Below are 20,000 nucleotides of genomic sequence, written 5' to 3'. Positions count from 1 at the left end.
TCCGTGTCCAAAAAGTCGCTAGACATCACATTCCTCAGCTAAGGAAGGATTGAACTATGCCTAGAAGGTATTCCGTTGAGTTCAAGGAGAAGGCTGTCATCCGGCGGCGATGGAATTGCCTAGTGCTCTCTTTTGTAATGCTGTCGCTCTCGTTTAGCCAAAGGTCTATTAGCTGTTCCACGGTTGTGCTGTTTGTCAGCTCTAGCTTCTCTTTTTCAGCGGGGGAGATCCATTTAATCCCCGATGCCTCTGCCTTATCGATGTCTGCCTTATTGCGGTTCAACCAACTTTCGGCGTCCTTCTTTTCTTTAAAGGTGATCGGTGCTCTGTGCAAAATGCCTTGGTGTTTGAAACTGGCACGCCACCTATTTTTTCCGCGTTGCTCAATTCGCCCCCACGAACGATGGGGCTTATACTTCGGGCCTTTTTCTTTTCGTTTTCGTTCTGCATATTGGGGAACCTTCGGGGAACTCTAGCGCCGTTTTGTGTCATATAATGATGTTAGAAATTACCTAAAATAAATGCAGGTTAAATAGGCATAATGCCAGCTAGGCAAGGGGTAATATTTAGAAACCGATGGAATCCCGTTAGCTCCACCAGTGGCCGTCTCTGTTATGGAGCCGGCCTTTTCCTATGCTGGGAACATGGATGTTTTCACCAAGACCGTGTCCCGTCCTGATCAAGCTGGTGCCGAGGCTGCTGGGTTGAGATGGCTGGCGCAGGCGCATGGCGACGTCGTCGTGGACGTCGCCGAAGTCACCCCCACATCTATTAGCACTCGGCGGGTTGAGCAGTCGCGACCGAGTGCCCTCGCTGCCCGCGCTTTTGGTGCTGCGCTCCGTACGGTCCATGAAGCAGGAGCGCCCGCTTTCGGCGCGCCGCCGGCGGGCTGGGAGGGCGCGAATTTCATTGGACGCGTGGAACAACGCTGCGAACCATGCGAATCCTGGGGCGAGTTCTACGCCGAGCAGCGGGTGTCGCCTTTTATAGGAGGACTGCCTCAAGAGCTACAGGGGATAGTTCGACAAGCATGCGAGGCTATAAAAGCCGTTGAGTGGGACGTGAAACCGGCGCGAATTCATGGCGACCTGTGGGCAGGAAACGTATTGTTTACTGCCTCGTCGGCCGTGATGATCGACCCAGCCGCACACGGCGGACACCCGTGGACGGATTTGGCCATGCTGGAGCTATTTGGCACGCCGTACTATGGCGAGATACTGCGTGGTTATGGGGTGGGGGAGGAGTATCACCAGTGGGTGCCGGTGCATCAACTACACCCGCTGGCGGTTCATTCGATGACGCATGGTCCCGCGTATTATGTACCGCTCGAGCGGGCCGCACGTGCCACGCTCGAAGCGTTGGGCGGATAGTCTTCCTTGTGAGGCGTTAGGCACTAGTGGGTCCTGGCGGCATGGCGCGCTTATGGGCGCCGCGGCGCCAGAGGCTTTCGATGCGCTCGCGGGCGTCGTCAGGCACGGCCTTGCCCTCGAGGTAGTCGTCGATATGGGCATAGGTCACGCCGAGTGCTTCCTCATCAGATAGCTGTGGGCGGTCATCCTCCAAGTCGGCGGTAGGAACCTTCTTCCACGTGGACTCGGGTGCCCCGAGGTGCTCGAGAAGTTGAGCGCCCTGGCGCTTGTTGAGCCCGGCGAGAGGCAGGATGTCGGCAGCGCCATCGCCCCACTTGGTAAAGAAAGCCGTGACGTTTTCGGCGGCATGGTCGCTTCCGATAACGAGTGCGCCGACCTCACCAGCCACCGCATATTGGGCGGACATGCGCAGGCGCGCCTTGAGATTCCCACGGTTGAAATCGTTCAAGTGCTCCGTGTCGAGTGCGGAAGCCACGGCGCCGGCGAGAGCCGCTGTGGCGTCGGCGATGTTGATGGTGAGCCGGTAATCGGGCTGGATGAAATCGAGCGCTACTTGCGCATCGTCCTCGTCCGCTTGCGTGCCGTGGGGAAGACGTACGGCCCAAAAGTGTGCGCCATCGACACGCTCGACGGCCAGCTGGGCCAAGCGGCCGGCAAGGGTAGAATCCTGGCCACCGGAAATACCGAGAACAAAGCCCTGAGCGCCGGTGTTGCGCAGATACGTGGCGAGGAAGTCGACACGGCGTTCAATCTCCTCTGCCGGATCAATGAAAGGTTTCGTCCCTAGCGCAGCGATGATCTCTTGTTGAAGCTCCCTGGATGCTTGTGTCATAGCGACCATGGTAGCCATCACGCGCAGCGGTGGTCCGAGGGTCTGCCAGGTTGGCTCGGGGAAAAATTGGCGTGGCTAGTTCTCGGTGACGTGAGTGTTTTGGTAATGAGGCACTCGTGGGGTAATATTTTTCCTCGTGTCATTGCTGGGTGTCTGCCCAGCTGTGCTTTGAACTAATCAATCGCATCAAGATTGCGCATAACGAAAGGAGCGCCCGATGAAGGTTCGCAAGTCGCTTCGGTCGCTGAAGAAGAAGCCGGGCGCCCAGGTTATTCGCCGCCACGGTAAGGTCTTCGTGATCAACAAGAAGGATCCGCGCTTCAAGGCTCGCCAGGGCTAAGAAACGAGTGTCCTCGGTCCGCCGTCCCCGCATTGTGGGGCGGCGGATTTTTTTATGCCTCCCTTCGCCGGCTGGGATCGGGGGAGGCGTCGCGGGGTGGCCTGCTCCCATTTGTGGACTTTGTCACAAACTGAGTGAATGTTTGGTAAACGTGCAGGGAATATCACCCGTGTAGTTACCGCCGTGGCGGTGGGGGTTGTGGCGGGGTGTCAACATGTGGGGTCGGGCCGAGTTACATCCTGGGAATACCAGCCATGTAACTACTACATATTGTGTCGGTTGCGGGTTGTGGGCACAAAGTATAGTGTCGTTGATGTTGCTCGGGCGGCGGCCCTACATCACCGCTCAGAGCTCGCATGCAGAGCCGCTAAACGCTCTGCTCGTATCGAATTCAACAGTCACTCCGCGTGTAGTGCCGAAGGAAGCTAAAGGAACGTCACATGAGCATCACCCTCTACACCAAGCCAGCCTGTGTCCAGTGCAACGCCACCAAGAAGGCCCTCGACCGTGCTGGCCTCAAATACGAGACGGTGGATATCTCCCTGGATGATGATGCCCGCGACTACGTGATGGCTCTGGGGTACGTCCAAGCACCGGTCGTTGAGGCGCACGGTGAGCACTGGTCCGGCTTCCGTCCTGACCGCATCAAGGCACTCTCTGCGATGGCGGCGAGCGCCTAGGGCAAAACCATGTTGGTCGTGTATTTCTCTTCCGCTACAGAAAACACCCACCGCTTCGTCGAGAAGCTCGGCCTTCCCAACGTCCGCATCCCGCTGCGTCTCAGCGATGAGCCCATCACTGTGAATGAGCCCTACGTCTTGATTTGTCCGACGTATGGGGGAGGGGTATCGATGAGCGGGCGGAACACGCGGCCTGTCCCCAGGCAAGTCATTCGTTTCCTGAATGACGAACACAACCGCAGTTTCATTCGTGCCGTCGTGGCCGGAGGTAACAGCAACTTCGGCAGTGACTTTGGCAAGGCCGGCGAGGTCATCGCAGCCAAGTGTAAGGTTCCTTATGTGTACCGCTTCGAACTTCTCGGAACCGAGGAAGATGTCACAATTTGCCGTGAAGGCCTCTTGGCCAACGCGGCCGCTTTAGGTTTAGCCGCCTAAGGCTTTAATTCCTACCAACCCATCTCTCCATTTCGCCATAGCAAAGAAAGGCCCGTGAACGTCGTGACCACGCAACTGGGTAAGACCGTCGCTGAACCTGTGAAGCCGGAAGAGCAGCTGGACTACCATGCGCTCAACGCCCTGCTGAACCTGTATGACGAGAATGGCAAGATTCAGTTCGACAAGGACCGCGAGGCCGCGAACCAGTTCTTCCTCCAGCACGTCAACCAGAACACAGTCTACTTCCATGACTTGGAAGAAAAGATGCGCTACCTGGTAGAAAACAAGTACTACGAGCCGGGACTGATCGAGCAGTATGACTTTGAGTTCATCAAGTCCCTGTTTAAGCGCGCCTACGCCTTTAAGTTCCGCTTTAAGACCTTCCTGGGTGCCTACAAGTACTACACCTCCTACACGCTGAAGACTTTCGACGGCCGCCGCTACCTCGAGCGCTTCGAGGACCGTGTATCCATGACTGCCTTGTTCTTGGCTGACGGCGACACGAAGCTGGCGGAGCGCCTCGTCGATGAGATCATGACCGGCCGCTTCCAGCCGGCCACCCCGACGTTCCTCAACGCCGGCAAGGCGCAGCGCGGTGAGCTGGTTTCCTGCTTCCTGCTGCGTATTGAGGACAACATGGAGTCGATTGGTCGCTCCATTAACTCTGCTCTGCAGCTGTCCAAGCGCGGCGGCGGCGTCGCTCTGCTGCTGTCTAATATCCGCGAGTCGGGCGCACCCATCAAGCACATCGAGAACCAGTCTTCCGGCGTCATCCCCGTAATGAAGCTGCTCGAGGACTCCTTCTCCTACGCCAACCAGCTGGGTGCTCGTCAGGGTGCTGGTGCGGTCTACCTCAACGCGCATCACCCGGACATCATGAACTTCCTCGACACCAAGCGCGAGAACGCGGATGAGAAGATCCGTATCAAGACTCTCTCGCTCGGCATCGTGATCCCGGATATTACGTTCGAGCTGGCCAAGAACAACGACGACATGTATCTGTTCAGCCCGTACGATGTTGAGCGGGTCTACGGTAAGGCCTTCGGCGATATTTCCGTCACCGAGCACTACGAAGAGATGGTCGAGGATCCGCGTATTCGCAAGAAGAAGATCAACGCTCGTCACTTCTTCCAGACCGTCGCGGAGCTGCAGTTCGAGTCCGGATACCCGTACATCATGTTCGAGGACACCGTGAACCGTGCCAACCCGGTCAAGACTGGGCGCATCAACATGTCGAACCTCTGCTCGGAGATTCTGCAGGTGAACTCCCCGTCGGAGCTCAACGAGGACCTCACCTACAAGACCTTGGGCAGTGACATTTCCTGCAACCTTGGCTCCCTCAACATTGCCGCGACCATGGATTCTCCGGATTTCGCCCTCACGGTGGAAACGGCCATCCGCGGATTGACCGCTGTGGCAGACAAGACCTCCATCAACTCCGTGCCTTCCGTGCGCAAGGGCAACGATGATTCCCACGCCATTGGCCTGGGGCAGATGAACCTGCACGGTTATCTCGGTCGCGAGCACATCGAGTACGGCTCGGAGGAAGGCCTCGATTTCACCAACGCCTACTTTGCGGCCATCATGTATGCCGCGCTGCGCGCATCTAACAAGCTGGCGCGTGAACGCGGCGAATACTTCACGGAGTTCCCGGAATCTGAATACGCGAGCGGCGAATTCTTCGACCGCTACGATCCGGCCGACTTTGCTCCCCGCACGGAGAAGGTCAAGGAACTCTTCGCTAAGTCGTCCATCCACACCCCGTCGGTAGAGGAGTGGGCGGAGCTGAAGGCGGACGTCGCCAAGCATGGCATTTACAACCGCAACCTGCAGGCGGTGCCGCCGACCGGCTCGATCTCCTACATCAATAACTCAACCTCCTCGATTCACCCGATTGCGTCGAAGATTGAGATCCGCAAGGAAGGCAAGATCGGCCGCGTCTACTACCCGGCGCCGCACATGGACAACGACAACCTGGAGTACTTCAAGGACTCCTACGAGATCGGCTACGAGAAGATCATCGATACCTACGCCGAGGCCACGAAGTATGTTGACCAAGGTCTGTCGCTGACGCTGTTCTTCAAGGACACCGCTACTACCCGCGATATCAACCGCGCCCAGATTTACGCTTGGCGCAAGGGCATTAAGACCCTTTACTACATCCGCCTGCGCCAGATGGCTCTGGAAGGTACTGAGATTGAGGGCTGCGTTTCCTGCATGCTCTAACCCTTATTCGCACGCGCCTCAAGCAAGATGGCGCGTGCGATTTTTTCTGCCTCAGGTGAGTCGCCGCGGTTGATGGCTTCTGCCAAATCGAGATGAAGTTGGGCGGTACCGGCCGTCGGGTTTCGCTTGCGGGAACCATAGAGCGAACGCCCGCGCACCATGGAGAGCAGGTAGGGGCTCAGCGCTGAGAACATCTCATTGCCTGAGGCGTGGAGGACCATGGCGTGGAAGCGCAGATCTGTGGCGAGGTGCTCGCCGACGCGCCGCGTGGGCGTGACCTGGAGGCGCTGGGCCAGCTCCAGAATCTCTTCCTTATCTTCAGGGGAGGCGTGCTGTGCGGCTAAGCCCGCGGCGACAGGCTCGATGGCAAGGCGCAGATCATTAAGGGAGGTGCGCTGGCTATCGCGCGCTTTCTCCGAGCCCAGGCGCCACGAAATGATGGCGGGATCGTAGACCGCCCATTCGCTGATGGGGAGCACCGTAATGCCGACGCGGCGCGAGGAAGAGACCATTCCCAGTTGCTCCAGTGCGCGCATGGCTTCGCGCGCCACGGTTCGGGAAATGCCGAAGCGTTCGCAGAGGTCGTTGAGCGTAAAACGTTCACCGGCGGGGAGGGCGCCACTGACGATATCAGTGCCCAACGCGTCCAAAACGGTGCTGAGTAGGGGAGTGGAGGGTTCAGTCATTCCATCGAAACTCGGGGTCGTGGGAGTAGGGCTTAAGTATAAAACACGCAGGAATTTTGGCCCCTAGTTTTACCGGGTACGATGGCACCAGACTCACAAATTACTAGTAAGACGAGGTGACGTGCGTGTCTCACGAGTACGACGATTACATCGCCAGCCACGAGGCTCCGGTGAAGGCAATCAACTGGAACACCATTCCAGATGAGAAGGATCTTGAGGTGTGGGATCGTCTAACCGGCAACTTCTGGCTCCCAGAGAAGGTCCCGGTGTCCAACGACATCCAGAGCTGGAAGACGCTCACGGAGAAGGAACAGGAGACCACCATGCGCGTCTTCGCTGGCCTGACGTTGCTCGACACTATCCAGGGCACCGTGGGTGCGGTATCGCTGCTTCCCGACGCCGTCACGCCCCACGAAGAGGCCGTCTACACCAACATCGCCTTCATGGAGTCGGTGCACGCGAAGTCCTACTCCAATATCTTCATGACGCTAGCGTCGACCCCGATGATCAACGATGCTTTCCGCTGGTCTGAGGAAAATGAGAACCTGCAGCGCAAGGCCAAGATTGTTATGTCCTATTACCAGGGTGACAATCCGCTGAAGAAGAAGGTCGCCTCCACGCTGCTGGAGTCCTTCCTCTTCTACTCCGGTTTCTTCCTGCCGATGCACTTCTCTTCGCGCGCGAAGCTGACGAACACCGCGGATATCATTCGCCTCATCATCCGCGATGAGGCCGTCCACGGCTATTACATCGGCTACAAGTTCCAGCAGGGGTACAAGAAGCTGTCGGGGCCGGAGCAGGAGGAAATGAAGGGCTATGCCTTCGACCTGCTCTACGACCTCTACGAGAACGAGATCGACTACACCGAGGATCTGTATGACGAGCTGGGCTGGACCGAAGATGTGAAGCGCTTCCTTCGCTACAACGCCAACAAGGCTCTGAACAACCTCGGCTTCGAGGGGCTGTTCCCGGCTGATGAGACCCGCGTGTCTCCGGCCATCCTGTCCTCGCTGTCCCCGAACGCGGACGAGAACCACGACTTCTTCTCCGGCTCCGGCTCCTCCTATGTCATTGGTAAGGCGGAGGAAACGACCGATGATGACTGGGACTTCTAGCTAGTTCCTCGCATTTACCTGTCGCCGTACCGCACCTTCTGGCAGGGATCATCCGAAAGGTTGATTCTTTCAGGGGGTGCGTTTTCGGGTTTTGGGGGACGACACCCCCGCGTTGCTGTGTTCTAGATCACCGTATGCTAGGGCGTAGTGTGGGCAGTTGGCCACGTACATGGCGTTATCTGCTCCAAACGGGGTTAGCAAGGTTGGCGGAAAATAACAGAGCGCTGGAAATTCGGCCCTGAGGTGGCCTAATATAATGCGAGTAAACCTAGGTGTTTGACCACTGAGTGTGTGGCGCGAGAAAACGCGTGATGCCGATGTGGTTAAGCACTTGTTCTTCAGGAGGATTTTATGACCGCTGTGGCGCCACGGCTCGACGATTACGTCGCGCCTACACGTCCAGAGCCGACTGGTAACGCAAAGACCGGTTCCAAGGCTTGGATGATGCTAACCACCACCGACCACAAGCAGCTGGGCATCATGTACATGATCATGTCCTTCAGCTTCTTCTTCCTCGGTGGATTCATGGCTCTGCTGCTTCGCGCTGAGCTTTTCACCCCAGGACTGCAGTTCCTGTCCAACGAGCAGTTCAACCAGCTGTTCACCATGCACGGCACTGTCATGCTGCTGCTGTTTGCTACACCAGTGGTGTGGGCATTCGGTAACTACGTTATGCCCCTGCAGATTGGCGCACCGGACGTGGCCTTCCCGCGTCTGAACGCCTTCGGCTTCTGGATTACCCTGACCGGCGGCATTGTTATGCTCGCGGGCTTCTTGACCCCGGGCGGCGCTGCTGACTTCGGCTGGACCATGTACATGCCGCTGGCTGATTCCGTCCACACCCCGGGCATCGGCGCGGACATGTGGATCGTTGGTGTGGGTGCTACCGGTGTCGGTACCATTGCTTCCGCCATCAACATGATCACCACGATTCTCACCCTGCGTGCGCCGGGCATGACCATGTTCCGTCTGCCGGTTTTCACCTGGGCTATCTTTACCGCTTCCATCATCGTGCTGATGATCTTCCCGCTGCTGACTGCTGCGGCTCTGGGTGTTCTGTATGACCGCAAGCTGGGCGGCCACATCTATGACTCTGCCAACGGCGGCGCCATCCTGTGGCAGCACCTCTTCTGGTTCTTCGGCCACCCAGAGGTCTACGTCCTCGCACTGCCGTTCTTCGGCATTATCTCTGAGATTGTCCCGGTCTTCTCCCGTAAGCCGGTCTTCGGCTACATCGGCCTCGTCTTCGCCCTGCTGGCCATTGGTGCTCTGTCCATGGCTGTGTGGGCACACCACATGTTCGTGACTGGCGCCATCCTGCTGCCGTTCTTCTCCTTTATGACCTTCCTGATTGCGGTTCCGACCGGCGTGAAGTTCTTCAACTGGGTCGGCACCATGTGGAAGGGCCACATCACCTGGGATACCCCGATGATCTTCGCCATGGGCTTCCTGACCACCTTCCTCTTCGGTGGTATGACCGGTATTATGCTGGCCTCCCCGGCGTTGGACTTCCACCTCGCAGAGTCCTACTTCCTTATCGCTCACTTCCACTACACCCTGTTCGGTACCGTGGTCTTCTCCGCCTTCGGTGGTCTGTACTTCTGGTTCCCGAAGATGACCGGCCGCATGTTGGATGAGCGTCTGGGCAAGATCCACTTCTGGCTGACCTTCATCGGCTTCCACGGCACCTTCCTGGTTCAGCACTGGGTGGGCAACATGGGTATGCCGCGTCGTTACGCCGACTACCTGGAGTCTGATGGCTTCACGGTCTTCAACCAGATTTCCACCATCTTCTCCTTCGTCCTGGGCGCTTCGGTTATCCCGCTGGTCTGGAACGTCTTCAAGTCCTGGCGCTACGGCGAGATCGTCACCGTGGACGATCCGTGGGGCTACGGCAACTCCCTCGAGTGGGCTACCTCCTGCCCGCCGCCGCGCCACAACTTCGTGTCCCTGCCGCGCATCCGTTCTGAGCGCCCGGCCTTCGAGCTGCACTACCCGCACATGGTTAAGCGCATGCGCGAGGAAGCACACGTCGGGCACTAAGCACTCACTAGCTGAGTACTCCTGAAAACGCCGCCACCCCATCACAGCGATGGGGTGGCGGCGTTTGCCGTTGGTGGAGATTCCAGGATCGCGGTGTGCGATAATGAGGCCCGTGGATAATCAAAGTGAACAAGTTTTCGCCGTTGTCACCGCCTCAGGTCCCGACAAACCAGGCGTGTCTGCCGCCTTCTTCCGCGTTCTTAGCTCCCATAACGTCGAGCTTGTCGACGCCGAACAGGCCATCTTCTCCGGCCGCATCTCCCTCTCTGCGTACATCCGTGTCAGCGCCTCGCGTCTGGAGGCCATGGAGCAGGGGCTGCGCAACACGTTGAGCATCTATGCGCAGTCCATCACCGTGGAGCCCCGGGAGGAGGAAGCCACCTCCCGCCCGCGCTCGACACACGTCGTCGTGGTGCTGGGCCGTCAAGTCAACGCAAGCCACATGTCGGCGATTGCCAAAGAGTTGGCCAACCTCGATGTCAACATCGACCGCATCCGCGGCCTGTCCACGTACCCGCTCAACGGCCTGGAGCTCTACATCACGATCGATGGCTCCTCTGACCCTGTTCGCGCCATGTTGGCCCGCTTGGCCACGGAGCAGGGCGTGGACATCGCCATCGAGCGCTCCGGCCTGCAACGCCGCTCAAAGCGGCTTATTTGCTTTGACTGCGATTCCACCCTCATCACCGGCGAGGTTATCGAGATGTTGGCCGCCCACGCCGGCAAGGAGGCAGAGGTTGCCGCCGTGACGGAGCGCGCTATGCGCGGTGAGCTGGACTTCGAAGAGTCTCTCCGCGAGCGCGTCGCCGCCTTGGCCGGGTTGCCGGAAACGGTGATTAAGGAAACCGCCAACGATATTCGTCTGACTCCAGGCGTGCGCACCACCATCCGCACGCTCAAGCGCATGGGCTACCGCGTTGCGGTGGTGTCTGGCGGCTTCATTCAGGTCCTCGAGGATCTAGCTAAAGAGCTCGACCTCGACTACGTGCGCGCCAATACCCTCGAGATCGAGGACGGCAAGCTCACCGGCCGGGTCATCGGGGACGTCGTGGACCGTAAGGCCAAGGAGATGTTCCTGCGCGAATTTGCTGCGGATTCGGGCCTGAGCATGCGGCAGACCGTGGCGGTTGGTGACGGTGCCAACGATATCGACATGATCTCCGCTGCCGGCTTGGGCATCGCCTTCAACGCCAAACCCGCGCTGCGAGAGGTTGCGGATACCTCGGTCAACCACCCCTACATGGATGAAATCCTGCAAATCCTGGGTATCCCCATGGAGGAAGTTGCCAGTGAATAACCTCCGCGAGGCCCACCGTCGCCTCGTGGCCGCGTGCAGCGAGCGCAGCTGGCGGGAGGATCCCGAGGACCCCAACAAGCCCGAGACCATCCAGGCGATGCAGATAGCGCTCAACCTGCCCAAGCAAGACACACCCACGCGCACGGAGGTGTTGGAGGCAGCGGCGCGGGGCGTGGTCAAGCTCTGCCTCGACGATCGGGCCGGGCAGGATGGGGCCTTCGCCGAGGCCTTGGGGCAGTGGTACGGCCACCGCATCCGCAAGGTGGCCCGCCGGGCGCGCAACAAGGCGTGGCGCGATGTACAGGCTCTGCCTGGGGTCACTGTCAATGACCGCGCGCGTGTCTTCGTCCCCTCGGCGGTACAGGATGTGCACCCGCTCGTCGCCAAGCTGCAGATCGGCCATACTGATCTCCCGCAGGATGAGCCGGGCCCCGCGCTTGCCGACGCCCCCGTGATCTACATCGACTCATCCCTTGCCATGAGCGCCGGAAAGGCTGCGGCGCAAGTGGGGCATGGTTCAATGCTGCTGGCTGCGGCAATAAGCTTCAAGGAAGTAGAGGACTGGGCAGCGCGGGACTTTTCGCTTTCCGTGCGCGAACTCGGCACTGCGGACTTTGCAGCGGCATGCGCTCGCCCCGGTGCTGTTGTGGTGCACGACGCCGGCTTCACCGAAGTTGCCCCAGACTCAGCTACGGTCTGCGCGCTGCGCCGCCCCTAACGGGCTTCGACTAGGCGCTGGAGAGCCCCGCGCACGACGTGCGGGTCGCTCGTGGGCCACATCTGTGGCATCGAGGCCCTCAAGTAGGAGCCATAGCGCTTGGTTACTAAGCGGTTATCCAGTACTGCGACGACGCCGCGGTCGTTAGCAGAGCGCAGCAAACGGCCCGCGCCTTGGGCCATAAGCAATGCAGCATGCGTGGCGGAGACTTCCATGAAGCCGTTGCGCCCGGCGGCCTTCGCGGCCTCGGTGCGAGCCTGCATGAGGGGGTTATCCGGGCGGGGGAAGGGAATGCGGTCGATGAGGACCAGGGAACAAGCAGGACCCGGTACGTCGACGCCCTGCCAAAGGGTTAGCGTGCCGAAAAGACAGGAGTTTTCGTTCTTCGTGAACTTGTCCACGAGAGCGCCGATGGAGTCCTCGCCCTGGAGGTAGATATCGAAGGGGAGCGTGGGCTTGAGTTCCTCGGCTGCCTGCTGCGCGGCTCGCCGCGAGGAGAAGAGCCCGAGCGTGCGCCCGCCCGCAGCCATGATGAGCTCGCGGATCTCCTTGAGCGTCTCGGGGCTGAGGCCGTCACGGCCCGGCTGCGGTAGGTGCGACGCGGTATATAAGATGCCACTGCGCGCGGGGTCGAAAGGATAACCCACATCAAGGCTGTCCCACGTGCCCTTCGGCAGGCCCCATTGTGCGGCCATGGCGTCGAAGCGCCCGCCCAATGCCAGGGTGGCGGAGGTCAGCACCACGGTTTGTTCGCCGAAGAGCTTTTCGTGCAGCATGCCAGCGATGGACAGAGGGGCTACGGCTAGGGTGTCGTTCAGCGTGCGCTCATCGCGCTCCAGCCAGACTACGTCGGCATGTGCGGCGGGGTCACCGGTAGCGAAAACGTCAAGGATGCGAGCGATGGCTTCGACGAGGCTAGCGAGGTGATTGGTCAGGTTCTGGCGCTCCGCAGATTTTTCCGGGTCTTGGGACTGTTCGCCCTCGGGTGCGCGGGCGATGGTGTCGCGGCAGTCGGCCAGCGTGTCCGCCACGCTCATGAGTTGCTGTTTGGCTTCCTCTGGCAAGTCGGTCCAGCGGCCTGGCGCGAATTCTCCGAGGAGTTGACTCAGCTCGTTGGCCTGCTCAGCGAGGCGTTGGTCCTTGCCGTTGGCGCCGAGAGACTTGGCGCGGCTGGCCGCCATCTTCAGCGCGCGCCCGGTGATTTCGGCGGTAGAAACCGAGGTGATGCGGCCATCTAGCTCGTGGGCCTCATCGATGATGACGACATCGTGTTCCGGCAGGATATTGATGTCTGCTACTGCGTCGATGGCGAGCAGGGCGTGGTTGGTGACGACGATATCGACGTCGGCCGCGCGGCGCCGTGCGAGCTCCGCGAAGCAGTCTTCGCCGTGCGGGCAGCGCGTGGCACCGAGGCACTCGTTCGAGGTGACGGATACCTGCCGCCACGCTAAGTCTGGCACGCCCGGTTCCAAGTCCTCGCGGTCACCAGTCTCGGTGTCTTCCGCCCACTCGTAGACGCGCTGGACGTGGCGGCCGAGGTGGGAAACAGCGTCTTCGTCGAGCAAGGCGTCCTCGTCCTCAAGCTCAGCGGCGCGGGAGACTTTGTTGAGGCAGACGTAGTTGGAGCGGCCCTTCATGATGGCGAAGGTCGGCTTCTTTTCTAGGTGCGGCTCGAGGGCCTCGGCCAGACGTGGAAGGTCCCGCTCCACCAGCTGGCGTTGGAGCGCCAGCGTGGCGGTGGAGACGATGACGGTGTGACCGGTTTCCTGTGCGTGGCGGAAGGCAGGCACAAGGTAGGCCAAGGACTTACCTGTGCCTGTTCCTGCCTGCACGGCGAGGTGGCGCTCTTTCTCCAACGCAGTGGTCACGGCCGTCGCCATGCGCACCTGGCCGGGGCGCCGCGAGCCACCGAGGGCGGAGACTGCGGCGTCAAGGAGGTCAACCGTTGTGTCCTGCATTGGTGCCAGTGTAGTCGGTCTTCCCGCGCGTACTTCCTAAGCGTCGAAGCCGATAAAGCGGGTGGGAACCGCGGGCTCATCGCGGGTGAGTGCGAGGCCCTCCCACGGCAGGGTGGTGATGGCCTGGGCCAGGTACTCGCGGGATTCCTCGAGGGTAGGCAGGTTGTCGAGGATCTCGCCGTCGCGCATCAGCGGCACCGTCATCTCGCGGGTGCGCAGCGTCCCGGTCTCTGGGTTCTCGGAGGAGAAGGGGAGCACGAGCTCCTCGACGGCCACCCCGGAGGAGCGGTAGGTGCGCAGGGCGCGCTTTGACCCGCCCTGCGACTTCTTCGAGGAGGAACGCTTGGCCACTGGATGGCCATCGACCTCGACGACCTTGTAGACCATCCCAGCAGTCGGGGCGCCCGAGCCGGTGACCACCGAGGTGCCCACGCCGTAGACGTCGACGGGATCGCCGCGCAGACCGGCGATGGCGAACTCATCCAGGTCGGAGGAGACCACGATCTTGGTGTTGTGGTTGCCCAAATCATCGAGCTGCTTGCGCACACGGCGGGTGACCGCGGCCAAATCGCCGGAATCGATCCGCACGCCGCCCAGCTCGGGTCCGGCCACCTTGACGGCGGTTTCCACGCCCTTGGTGATGTCATAGGTATCCACCAACAGGGTTGTATCCACGCCGAGAGTTTCGATCTGCCCGCGGAAGGCGGCCTCCTCGTTCGGGGTGCCGTCCTCGTTGACGTGTGCCAGCGTCCACGCGTGCGCCGCGGTGCCGGAGACCGGAATGTCATAGCGGTAGCCGGCCTCCAAGTTGGAGGTGGCCTGGAAGCCTGCCAGATAGGCGGCGCGGGCAGCAGTCACCGCAGCGTATTCGTGCGTGCGGCGCGAGCCCATCTCAATGATGGGACGGCCGTCCGCGGCAACCACCATACGGGAGGCCGCGGAGGCCACTGCGGAATCGGAATTCATGATGGAGAGGATCACGGTTTCCAGGATGAGACACTCACCGAAGGTGCCGCGCACGGTCAGCAGTGGCGAGTTGGGGAAGTACAGCTCGCCTTCCCGGTAGCCATCGATCTGCCCGGAGAAACGGTAATTGGCCAGGTACTCCTGTGTTGGAGCATCCAGGAAGTCCATCTCCGCCAGTTGCTGGGCGGTGAAACGGAAGTCCCGGACAGCGCGGAGAACGCGCTCGGTGCCGGCAACAACGCCGTAGCGCCGTTCGTTGGGAAGGCGGCGGGCAAAAACTTCGCAGGCTACCTGGCGGTGCGCAGAGCCATCGCGCAGCGCCGCTTGCAGCATGGTCAGCTCGTACTTATCGGTAAGAAGGGCCGTGGAACGATCTGCAGGGTCGTTTCCGGCATCCCGGACGTTATCTGAGGTAGTAGTCACATCGAAGATGCTACTCAGGGCGTCCTAAAAAATCAGCTGTTCTATTCCTCAAGCTGAATGACGACGTACACCTCGCCGTCGTTATAAGCCACGCCAACGGCCGCGGTGGTCATCCGGCGATCCCGCAGGGCGGCCACGTGGTCGGGGGAGGCCCGGAAGGCCTCGACGAATTCATATGCGCTGGCCTTGTCCACGGGCAGGTGGTGCTGAACCATCTGCACATTTTCTTCCGATGGCTCCTGCGTCTTGGTCACCGCGTTGCACTCTGCCTTTTCGCGGGCTGCGGTTTGGCGGTCGATCCAGGGCACCAGTGGGGCTTGGCCGTCTTCCTTACGCCAGGTGTTGAGCGCACCTATCAGCTCCTCTTGGATGGTGTTGAGCTGACGTTGGACGGAAACGTCGGGAAGCTCGTAGTCGCACGCCTCCGACATTGGGGGTTCCGCATCCGTCGAGCTGCCGTCGTTCGACGGGTTGGTCAGGCTCAATACGGCAGCCACGAGCGTGCCGCCGAGAACGAGCACGGTCAGCACTCGTTGCAGGAGGAGGAGGACGACATCCTCCTTCGCCGGTTGGCGTCCCGTGAGAATGTCAACAACGGCTGGGGGAAGGGAGAAAGAATTCATTGATGCCACCTGGAAACGATAATCAGGTTAAGGGTCGCTGACAGTATAACTGCTCGCGACGCGGAGAATTTTAGCTAGTGTAGAGGGCATGAAAGCGCACAACGAAACGTCCGCGGGCGTGGTGATGAGTTCACCCATGGCCACCCCGGAGCTGGATGAGGCGATTGACGTCGACGTCGCCACGAGCGAAAACCTGCCGTGGATGTGCATTGTCTGGGATGATCCAGTCAACCTGATGAGCTACGTCTCCTACGTGTTCCAGACCGTTTTAGGTTATGACAAGAAGCGAGCCAACGAGCTGATGATGCAGGTCCATACCGAAGGTAAGGCAGCCGTGTCCTCGGGTGAACGCGACAAAGTCGAAGCCGACGTGAAGAAGCTGCAGGTCGCGGGCCTCTGGGCCACAATGCAGCAGGCAGGGTAGGTTATGCAGGCTTGGAAGAAGAAAAAGTCCTTCATGCGCGGCGCCAAGTACACGGCTGTTTTCGAGCCGATGGAGCGCGAAGTCTTGGGTGACCTCACCGCGACGGTGTCTGAGGCCATCATCGCTCGCGCGCAGTCGGCGCCGAAGGATGAGCTGGCGGACATGCTCGACATGCCCACCGGCCACACCGAAGCCCCCGAAGACCCGTCGCTGGCCCGCCTCTTTCCGGACTTCAAGAAGCCGGGGGATGAGGAATTCGATGGAGACAATTCCCTCATGCGCTCGCTCCATGAGAACGACATTGCGCGCGCCAAGCTGGAGAACCTACAGGTCATTAACACCGCGCTGGGGCCGACTGGCGGGGTAGAGGTAGCTATTAGTGAGGAAGAGGCGCATGCTTTCCTCGCGGGGCTTAACGATCTGCGCCTCTATATCGCCGCCGGGGACGTGCCGGAGGATACCCCTGGGGCGGACCGCGATACGCTCGTGGAATGGCTGGCCTTCTGCCAGGATTCGCTGCTCGACGTTCTCATGGACTAGCACCGTGCGCACACTTCCCGACATGGGCTTTTCCGTCGGCCACGTCACACGTGAGGACACCGGCGTCACCGTCATCTACTGCGGCGAGCAGGGGGCCGTGGCCGGTGTCGACGTGCGGGGCGGCGGTCCAGGCACGCGCGAGACGGATCTTTTAGAGCCACACAACACGGTCGAGCGCGTTCATGCGTTTCTTCTGGCAGGCGGCTCGGCCTTTGGGCTGGCCGCTGCGGGTGGCGTCATGCGCGGGCTGGAGGAAGCAGGGATTGGCTTCCCCGTCTTTGGGGAGGAGATCCCCGGCCCGCGCGTTCCTATCGTCCCGGGCGCGGTCATCTTCGACCTGCTCGCCGGACCGCAGCGTCCCTCGGCGGCAGACGGCGAGGTGGCTCTACGCGCCGCGTTGGCAGGACATGACGCCACGAGCGGCAGCGTGGGTGCGGGCACCGGGGCCTGTGCCGGCAAGGTGCGGGGTGGGGTGGGCACCGCGCTTGTCGACGTCTCCCCCTTCTCCGTCGCCGCCGTCGTCGTGGCCAACCCGGTGGGTCAGGTGATCGATGCTGAGACCGGGCGCTTGTTTGGCGCACCGGGTGCACCAGCCGTCGACGTTGAGCGGTTTGCCGCGGCCCGCAGCTTGGCCGAGTCCTTCACGGAATCTTCACGGTTGAACACCACCATTGGTGCGGTGTTGACCGATGCTCCTTTAATCAAGGCCCAGACCAAGCGCCTGGCCCTCGCGGGCCACGATGGCATCGCCCGCGCTGTGCGCCCAGCGCATTCCCCGCTGGATGGGGATACGCTGTTTGCTGCCGCCTCGGGAGTCCGCTCAGCGGAGAAGGGCATCGGCCCGGCGGAGTTGGCGTCGTTAAGCGCAGCTGCTGCCGATGCCGTGGAGGCAGCCATCGTTGACGCCGTGGTGAGTGCAAGCCCAGGGCTGGGTTTGGAGGCGTATTCCTCGCTGCGGGCTTGCTAGAGTTGGAGGCATTATGACGACGAGTGGACCCTTTGGCCAGCAGCATTCGCATGAGCCTAACCCCTTCCAACCCCGCCCCGCTGCCGCGGGACAGGGACAGCAGCCCCTCCTTAATACAGGCGATTCGAAGAATTACACGCGGGCCGGCCGCCTCAAAACAGCCGCGTCTCTCACAGTGGGATTCCTCGCCGTCGAGTGGATCATCCACATCATTAACTTCCTGTTCTTTGGAAGCGAGCTGGGGCAGTACGGCATTCATCCGCTGGACTTCAACGGCATCTGGGGGATTTTCACCGCGCCGCTGCTCCACGCGAACTTCGAGCACCTCATCGGAAACTCGTTGCCTGGTGCGATCTTTTGTTTCCTGATCGGCTTGTCGGGCCGCAAGGCGTGGTGGGAGGTCACCATCATCGTGGTGCTCATTGCCGGCGTGGGCACGTGGCTGCTGGGCGGGCCGGGGACCTCGCATATCGGTGCTTCGGGCATGGTCTATGGCTGGCTGGCCTATCTCATCGTGCGCGGCATCTTTAACCGCTCGCTGGGGCAGTTCCTGATTGGTGTTGGTCTAGGGTTCGCCTACTCCGGCCTCATTTGGGGCGTGCTGCCGATCTACGAGGGAGTCAGCTGGCAGGGCCACCTCTTCGGCGCCATCGGTGGCATCGTCGCGGGCATGGTGATCACCTCCGATGACCCGATTAAGAAGGTCAAGCCCGCGCCTCGGGGAGCGATGCGTTAATGCCTGACGCGACCTCTCCGATCGGGATTTTTGATTCGGGCGTGGGCGGCCTGACTGTCGCGCGCACGATTGTTGAGCAGCTTCCCGACGAATCCATCATCTACATCGGCGATACCGCCCATACCCCCTACGGCCCGCGGCCCATCGCCGAGGTGAGGGAGCTCTCCACCGCCATCGCCGACGAGTTGGTAGAGCGCGGCTGCAAGATGCTGGTGATCGCCTGCAACACCGCCACGGCCGCCTTCCTGCACGATGCCCGCGAGCGCTATGCCATTCCGGTCGTGGAGGTTATCCGCCCGGCCGTGCGCCGCGCCATCGCCACCACCCGCAACGGCAAGATTGGCGTGATTGGTACGGAGGGAACCATTAATTCCGGGGCCTACCAGGATTTGTTCGCCGTCAACCCGAATGTTGAGTGCACGGCCGTGGCCTGCCCGGACTTCGTGAACTTTGTCGAGCGCGGCATTACCGCTGGGCGCCAGATCCTGGGTGTGGCCGAGGGCTACCTCGCGCCGCTGCAGTCGGCGGGCGTCGACACGCTCGTTCTTGGCTGCACGCACTACCCGCTGCTGACGGGCGTCATCCAGCTCGCCATTGGGGATAACGTCACCTTGGTGTCCTCGGCGGAGGAGACTGCAAAGGATGTTCTGCGCATCCTCACCAACACGGACATGCTGGCCCCGGCGGGGCAGGTACCCACACGTAGTTTCGAGTGCACTGGCGACCACGCCGCCTTCGAGCGTTTAGCCGCGCGCTTCCTGGGGCCCAAGATTTAGAGCGGGTGAGGATGTACAATCGACCCAAATCCCGCATCCCCCATTGTTTCGTGGAACTATTGAACGCATGAAGCTGACCATCCTAGGCTGTTCCGGCTCGGTGCCCACCGTGGGTAATCCGGCCTCTGGCTATCTCCTGTCTTTCCCCTCGGCTCCGTCCATCATCATGGACTTGGGCCCGGGTACGCTTGCACGCCTGCAGGAACTCCAGGATCCGTGCGATGCACACGTGGCGTTAACTCATCTCCATGCCGATCACTGCCTGGACTTTCCGTCTTTGATGGTGTGGCGCCGCTTCCACCCCACAGAGCCCGCAGCCTCCCGCAATTTCTGCCTCGGGCCGTCGACGACTGAGACCCACCTGGGCCGGCTGTCCTCGGATACTCCGGACGGGGTGGATGACATGAGCGATACCTTTGCGTTCAGTCCCTGGGTGGATCGGGAACGCCAGCTTGTCGACGATGTCTATATCACCCCCTTCCGCACAGTTCACCCGGTAGAGACATATGCCTTGCGGGTTGAGCACGCTAAAGCCGGCTCTACCCTGTGCTATTCCGCGGATTCGGCCTATACGCCCGCGCTCATTGAGGCTGCCCAGGGCGTGGATGTTTTCCTCTGTGAGGCCGCATGGGGCGAGACCTCGGAGGATAAGGCCCCGGACATGCACATGTCGGGGGCAGAAGCTGGCCGCTTGGCGCGTGAGGCGGGCGTGAAGAAGCTGGTGCTCGTTCACCTGCAGCCGTGGGGCGATGCCGCCGCCACCTATGCCGCAGCTGCCCGTGAGTTCGACGGTGAGATTGTCGTCGGTGCTGCTGGGATGGAGCTCGACTTTTAGCACGCGCGGT

Annotated in this window: 20 protein-coding genes; 15 read left to right on the top strand and 5 right to left on the bottom strand. The window is 60.9% G+C overall.

Going from position 1 to position 20,000, the window contains the following annotated elements:
- Window positions 1-644: 644 nt before the first annotated feature.
- On the top strand, window positions 645-1,370 hold the full coding sequence (locus HMPREF2635_RS12470) for a fructosamine kinase family protein (protein WP_175973587.1): 726 nt from the start codon (window positions 645-647) through the stop codon (window positions 1,368-1,370).
- A gap of 16 nt (window positions 1,371-1,386) precedes the next feature.
- On the opposite strand, the gene nadE is transcribed toward HMPREF2635_RS12470, so the two are convergent.
- Window positions 1,387-2,202 carry an ammonia-dependent NAD(+) synthetase gene (gene nadE / locus HMPREF2635_RS12465; protein WP_369816130.1) on the bottom strand — a complete coding sequence of 272 codons (816 nt, stop codon included), beginning with the start codon at window positions 2,200-2,202 and terminating at the stop codon, window positions 1,387-1,389.
- A 217-nt stretch (window positions 2,203-2,419) separates the two neighbouring features.
- Between nadE and ykgO the strand changes: the two genes are divergently transcribed.
- The 4 genes from ykgO to nrdE all read left to right on the top strand — a co-directional run bounded on the left by ykgO (window position 2,420) and on the right by nrdE (window position 5,883).
- Window positions 2,420-2,542, top strand: coding sequence for a type B 50S ribosomal protein L36 (gene ykgO / locus HMPREF2635_RS12460; RefSeq protein ID WP_003847162.1), 123 nt, complete (start codon window positions 2,420-2,422; stop codon window positions 2,540-2,542).
- Window positions 2,543-2,982: 440 nt separating this feature from the next.
- Window positions 2,983-3,222, top strand: a complete 240-nt coding sequence (gene nrdH, locus HMPREF2635_RS12455; RefSeq protein ID WP_046647387.1) for a glutaredoxin-like protein NrdH — start codon at window positions 2,983-2,985, stop codon at window positions 3,220-3,222.
- 9 nt (window positions 3,223-3,231) lie between these two features.
- On the top strand, window positions 3,232-3,657 hold the full coding sequence (gene nrdI / locus HMPREF2635_RS12450; RefSeq protein WP_070509778.1) for a class Ib ribonucleoside-diphosphate reductase assembly flavoprotein NrdI: 426 nt from the start codon (window positions 3,232-3,234) through the stop codon (window positions 3,655-3,657).
- 63 nt (window positions 3,658-3,720) lie between these two features.
- Window positions 3,721-5,883: a class 1b ribonucleoside-diphosphate reductase subunit alpha gene (gene nrdE / locus HMPREF2635_RS12445; protein ID WP_070509791.1), complete on the top strand. Its 2,163-nt coding sequence runs from the start codon at window positions 3,721-3,723 to the stop codon at window positions 5,881-5,883.
- On the opposite strand, the gene HMPREF2635_RS12440 is transcribed toward nrdE, so the two are convergent.
- Entirely contained in the window at window positions 5,880-6,569 is a 690-nt protein-coding gene (locus HMPREF2635_RS12440; RefSeq protein WP_070509775.1) for a FadR/GntR family transcriptional regulator, read from the bottom strand. The genes nrdE and HMPREF2635_RS12440 overlap by 4 nt on opposite strands.
- 125 nt (window positions 6,570-6,694) lie before the next feature.
- On the opposite strand from HMPREF2635_RS12440, the gene nrdF reads away from it, so the two are divergent.
- From nrdF to HMPREF2635_RS12420, 4 genes are all read left to right on the top strand, one after another.
- Window positions 6,695-7,684, top strand: coding sequence for a class 1b ribonucleoside-diphosphate reductase subunit beta (gene nrdF, locus HMPREF2635_RS12435; RefSeq protein ID WP_046647383.1), 990 nt, complete (start codon window positions 6,695-6,697; stop codon window positions 7,682-7,684).
- Window positions 7,685-8,035: 351 nt separating this feature from the next.
- Window positions 8,036-9,727 carry an aa3-type cytochrome oxidase subunit I gene (ctaD, locus tag HMPREF2635_RS12430; RefSeq protein WP_070509772.1) on the top strand — a complete coding sequence of 564 codons (1,692 nt, stop codon included), beginning with the start codon at window positions 8,036-8,038 and terminating at the stop codon, window positions 9,725-9,727.
- 103 nt (window positions 9,728-9,830) lie between these two features.
- Window positions 9,831-11,024: a phosphoserine phosphatase SerB gene (gene serB / locus HMPREF2635_RS12425; protein WP_070821857.1), complete on the top strand. Its 1,194-nt coding sequence runs from the start codon at window positions 9,831-9,833 to the stop codon at window positions 11,022-11,024.
- On the top strand, window positions 11,017-11,742 hold the full coding sequence (locus tag HMPREF2635_RS12420; RefSeq protein ID WP_070821856.1) for a peptidyl-tRNA hydrolase: 726 nt from the start codon (window positions 11,017-11,019) through the stop codon (window positions 11,740-11,742). Before serB ends, HMPREF2635_RS12420 begins: the two co-directional genes overlap by 8 nt.
- Here the strand turns inward: HMPREF2635_RS12420 and HMPREF2635_RS12415 are convergent.
- From HMPREF2635_RS12415 to HMPREF2635_RS12405, 3 genes are read right to left on the bottom strand one after another with little or no spacing between them, the layout of a single operon-like run.
- Window positions 11,739-13,700, bottom strand: a complete 1,962-nt coding sequence (locus HMPREF2635_RS12415; RefSeq protein ID WP_070821855.1) for an ATP-dependent DNA helicase — start codon at window positions 13,698-13,700, stop codon at window positions 11,739-11,741. The genes HMPREF2635_RS12420 and HMPREF2635_RS12415 overlap by 4 nt on opposite strands.
- A gap of 36 nt (window positions 13,701-13,736) precedes the next feature.
- The gene (locus tag HMPREF2635_RS12410; protein ID WP_080975094.1) at window positions 13,737-15,089 is read right to left on the bottom strand and encodes a nicotinate phosphoribosyltransferase; all 1,353 of its coding nucleotides are present in this window, start codon (window positions 15,087-15,089) and stop codon (window positions 13,737-13,739) included.
- 41 nt (window positions 15,090-15,130) lie between these two features.
- Complete coding sequence (locus tag HMPREF2635_RS12405; protein ID WP_070821854.1) at window positions 15,131-15,712, bottom strand: spore germination YkwD domain-containing protein; 582 nt, start codon at window positions 15,710-15,712, stop codon at window positions 15,131-15,133.
- Between the two features lie 88 nt (window positions 15,713-15,800).
- On the opposite strand from HMPREF2635_RS12405, the gene clpS reads away from it, so the two are divergent.
- From clpS to HMPREF2635_RS12375, 6 genes are all read left to right on the top strand, one after another.
- The gene (clpS, locus tag HMPREF2635_RS12400; protein WP_049155733.1) at window positions 15,801-16,136 is read left to right on the top strand and encodes an ATP-dependent Clp protease adapter ClpS; all 336 of its coding nucleotides are present in this window, start codon (window positions 15,801-15,803) and stop codon (window positions 16,134-16,136) included.
- Between the two features lie 3 nt (window positions 16,137-16,139).
- Window positions 16,140-16,676, top strand: coding sequence for a DUF2017 domain-containing protein (locus tag HMPREF2635_RS12395; RefSeq protein ID WP_046647374.1), 537 nt, complete (start codon window positions 16,140-16,142; stop codon window positions 16,674-16,676).
- A gap of 22 nt (window positions 16,677-16,698) precedes the next feature.
- The gene (locus HMPREF2635_RS12390; RefSeq protein ID WP_070509763.1) at window positions 16,699-17,643 is read left to right on the top strand and encodes a P1 family peptidase; all 945 of its coding nucleotides are present in this window, start codon (window positions 16,699-16,701) and stop codon (window positions 17,641-17,643) included.
- Window positions 17,644-17,656: 13 nt separating this feature from the next.
- Entirely contained in the window at window positions 17,657-18,379 is a 723-nt protein-coding gene (locus HMPREF2635_RS12385; RefSeq protein ID WP_232751589.1) for a rhomboid family intramembrane serine protease, read from the top strand.
- The gene (gene murI, locus HMPREF2635_RS12380; RefSeq protein WP_070509761.1) at window positions 18,379-19,155 is read left to right on the top strand and encodes a glutamate racemase; all 777 of its coding nucleotides are present in this window, start codon (window positions 18,379-18,381) and stop codon (window positions 19,153-19,155) included. The genes HMPREF2635_RS12385 and murI overlap by 1 nt, the downstream gene beginning before the upstream one ends.
- Window positions 19,156-19,222: 67 nt before the next feature.
- Window positions 19,223-19,990, top strand: coding sequence for an MBL fold metallo-hydrolase (locus HMPREF2635_RS12375; protein ID WP_046647370.1), 768 nt, complete (start codon window positions 19,223-19,225; stop codon window positions 19,988-19,990).
- Window positions 19,991-20,000 lie beyond the last annotated feature (10 nt).

Source organism: Corynebacterium sp. HMSC035E02, assembly GCF_001836065.1.
GTDB classification, from domain to species: domain Bacteria; phylum Actinomycetota; class Actinomycetes; order Mycobacteriales; family Mycobacteriaceae; genus Corynebacterium; species Corynebacterium hiratae.
The sequence above is the reverse complement of the archived record's forward strand: the minus strand, read 5'-3'. Positions and strand labels throughout refer to the sequence as shown.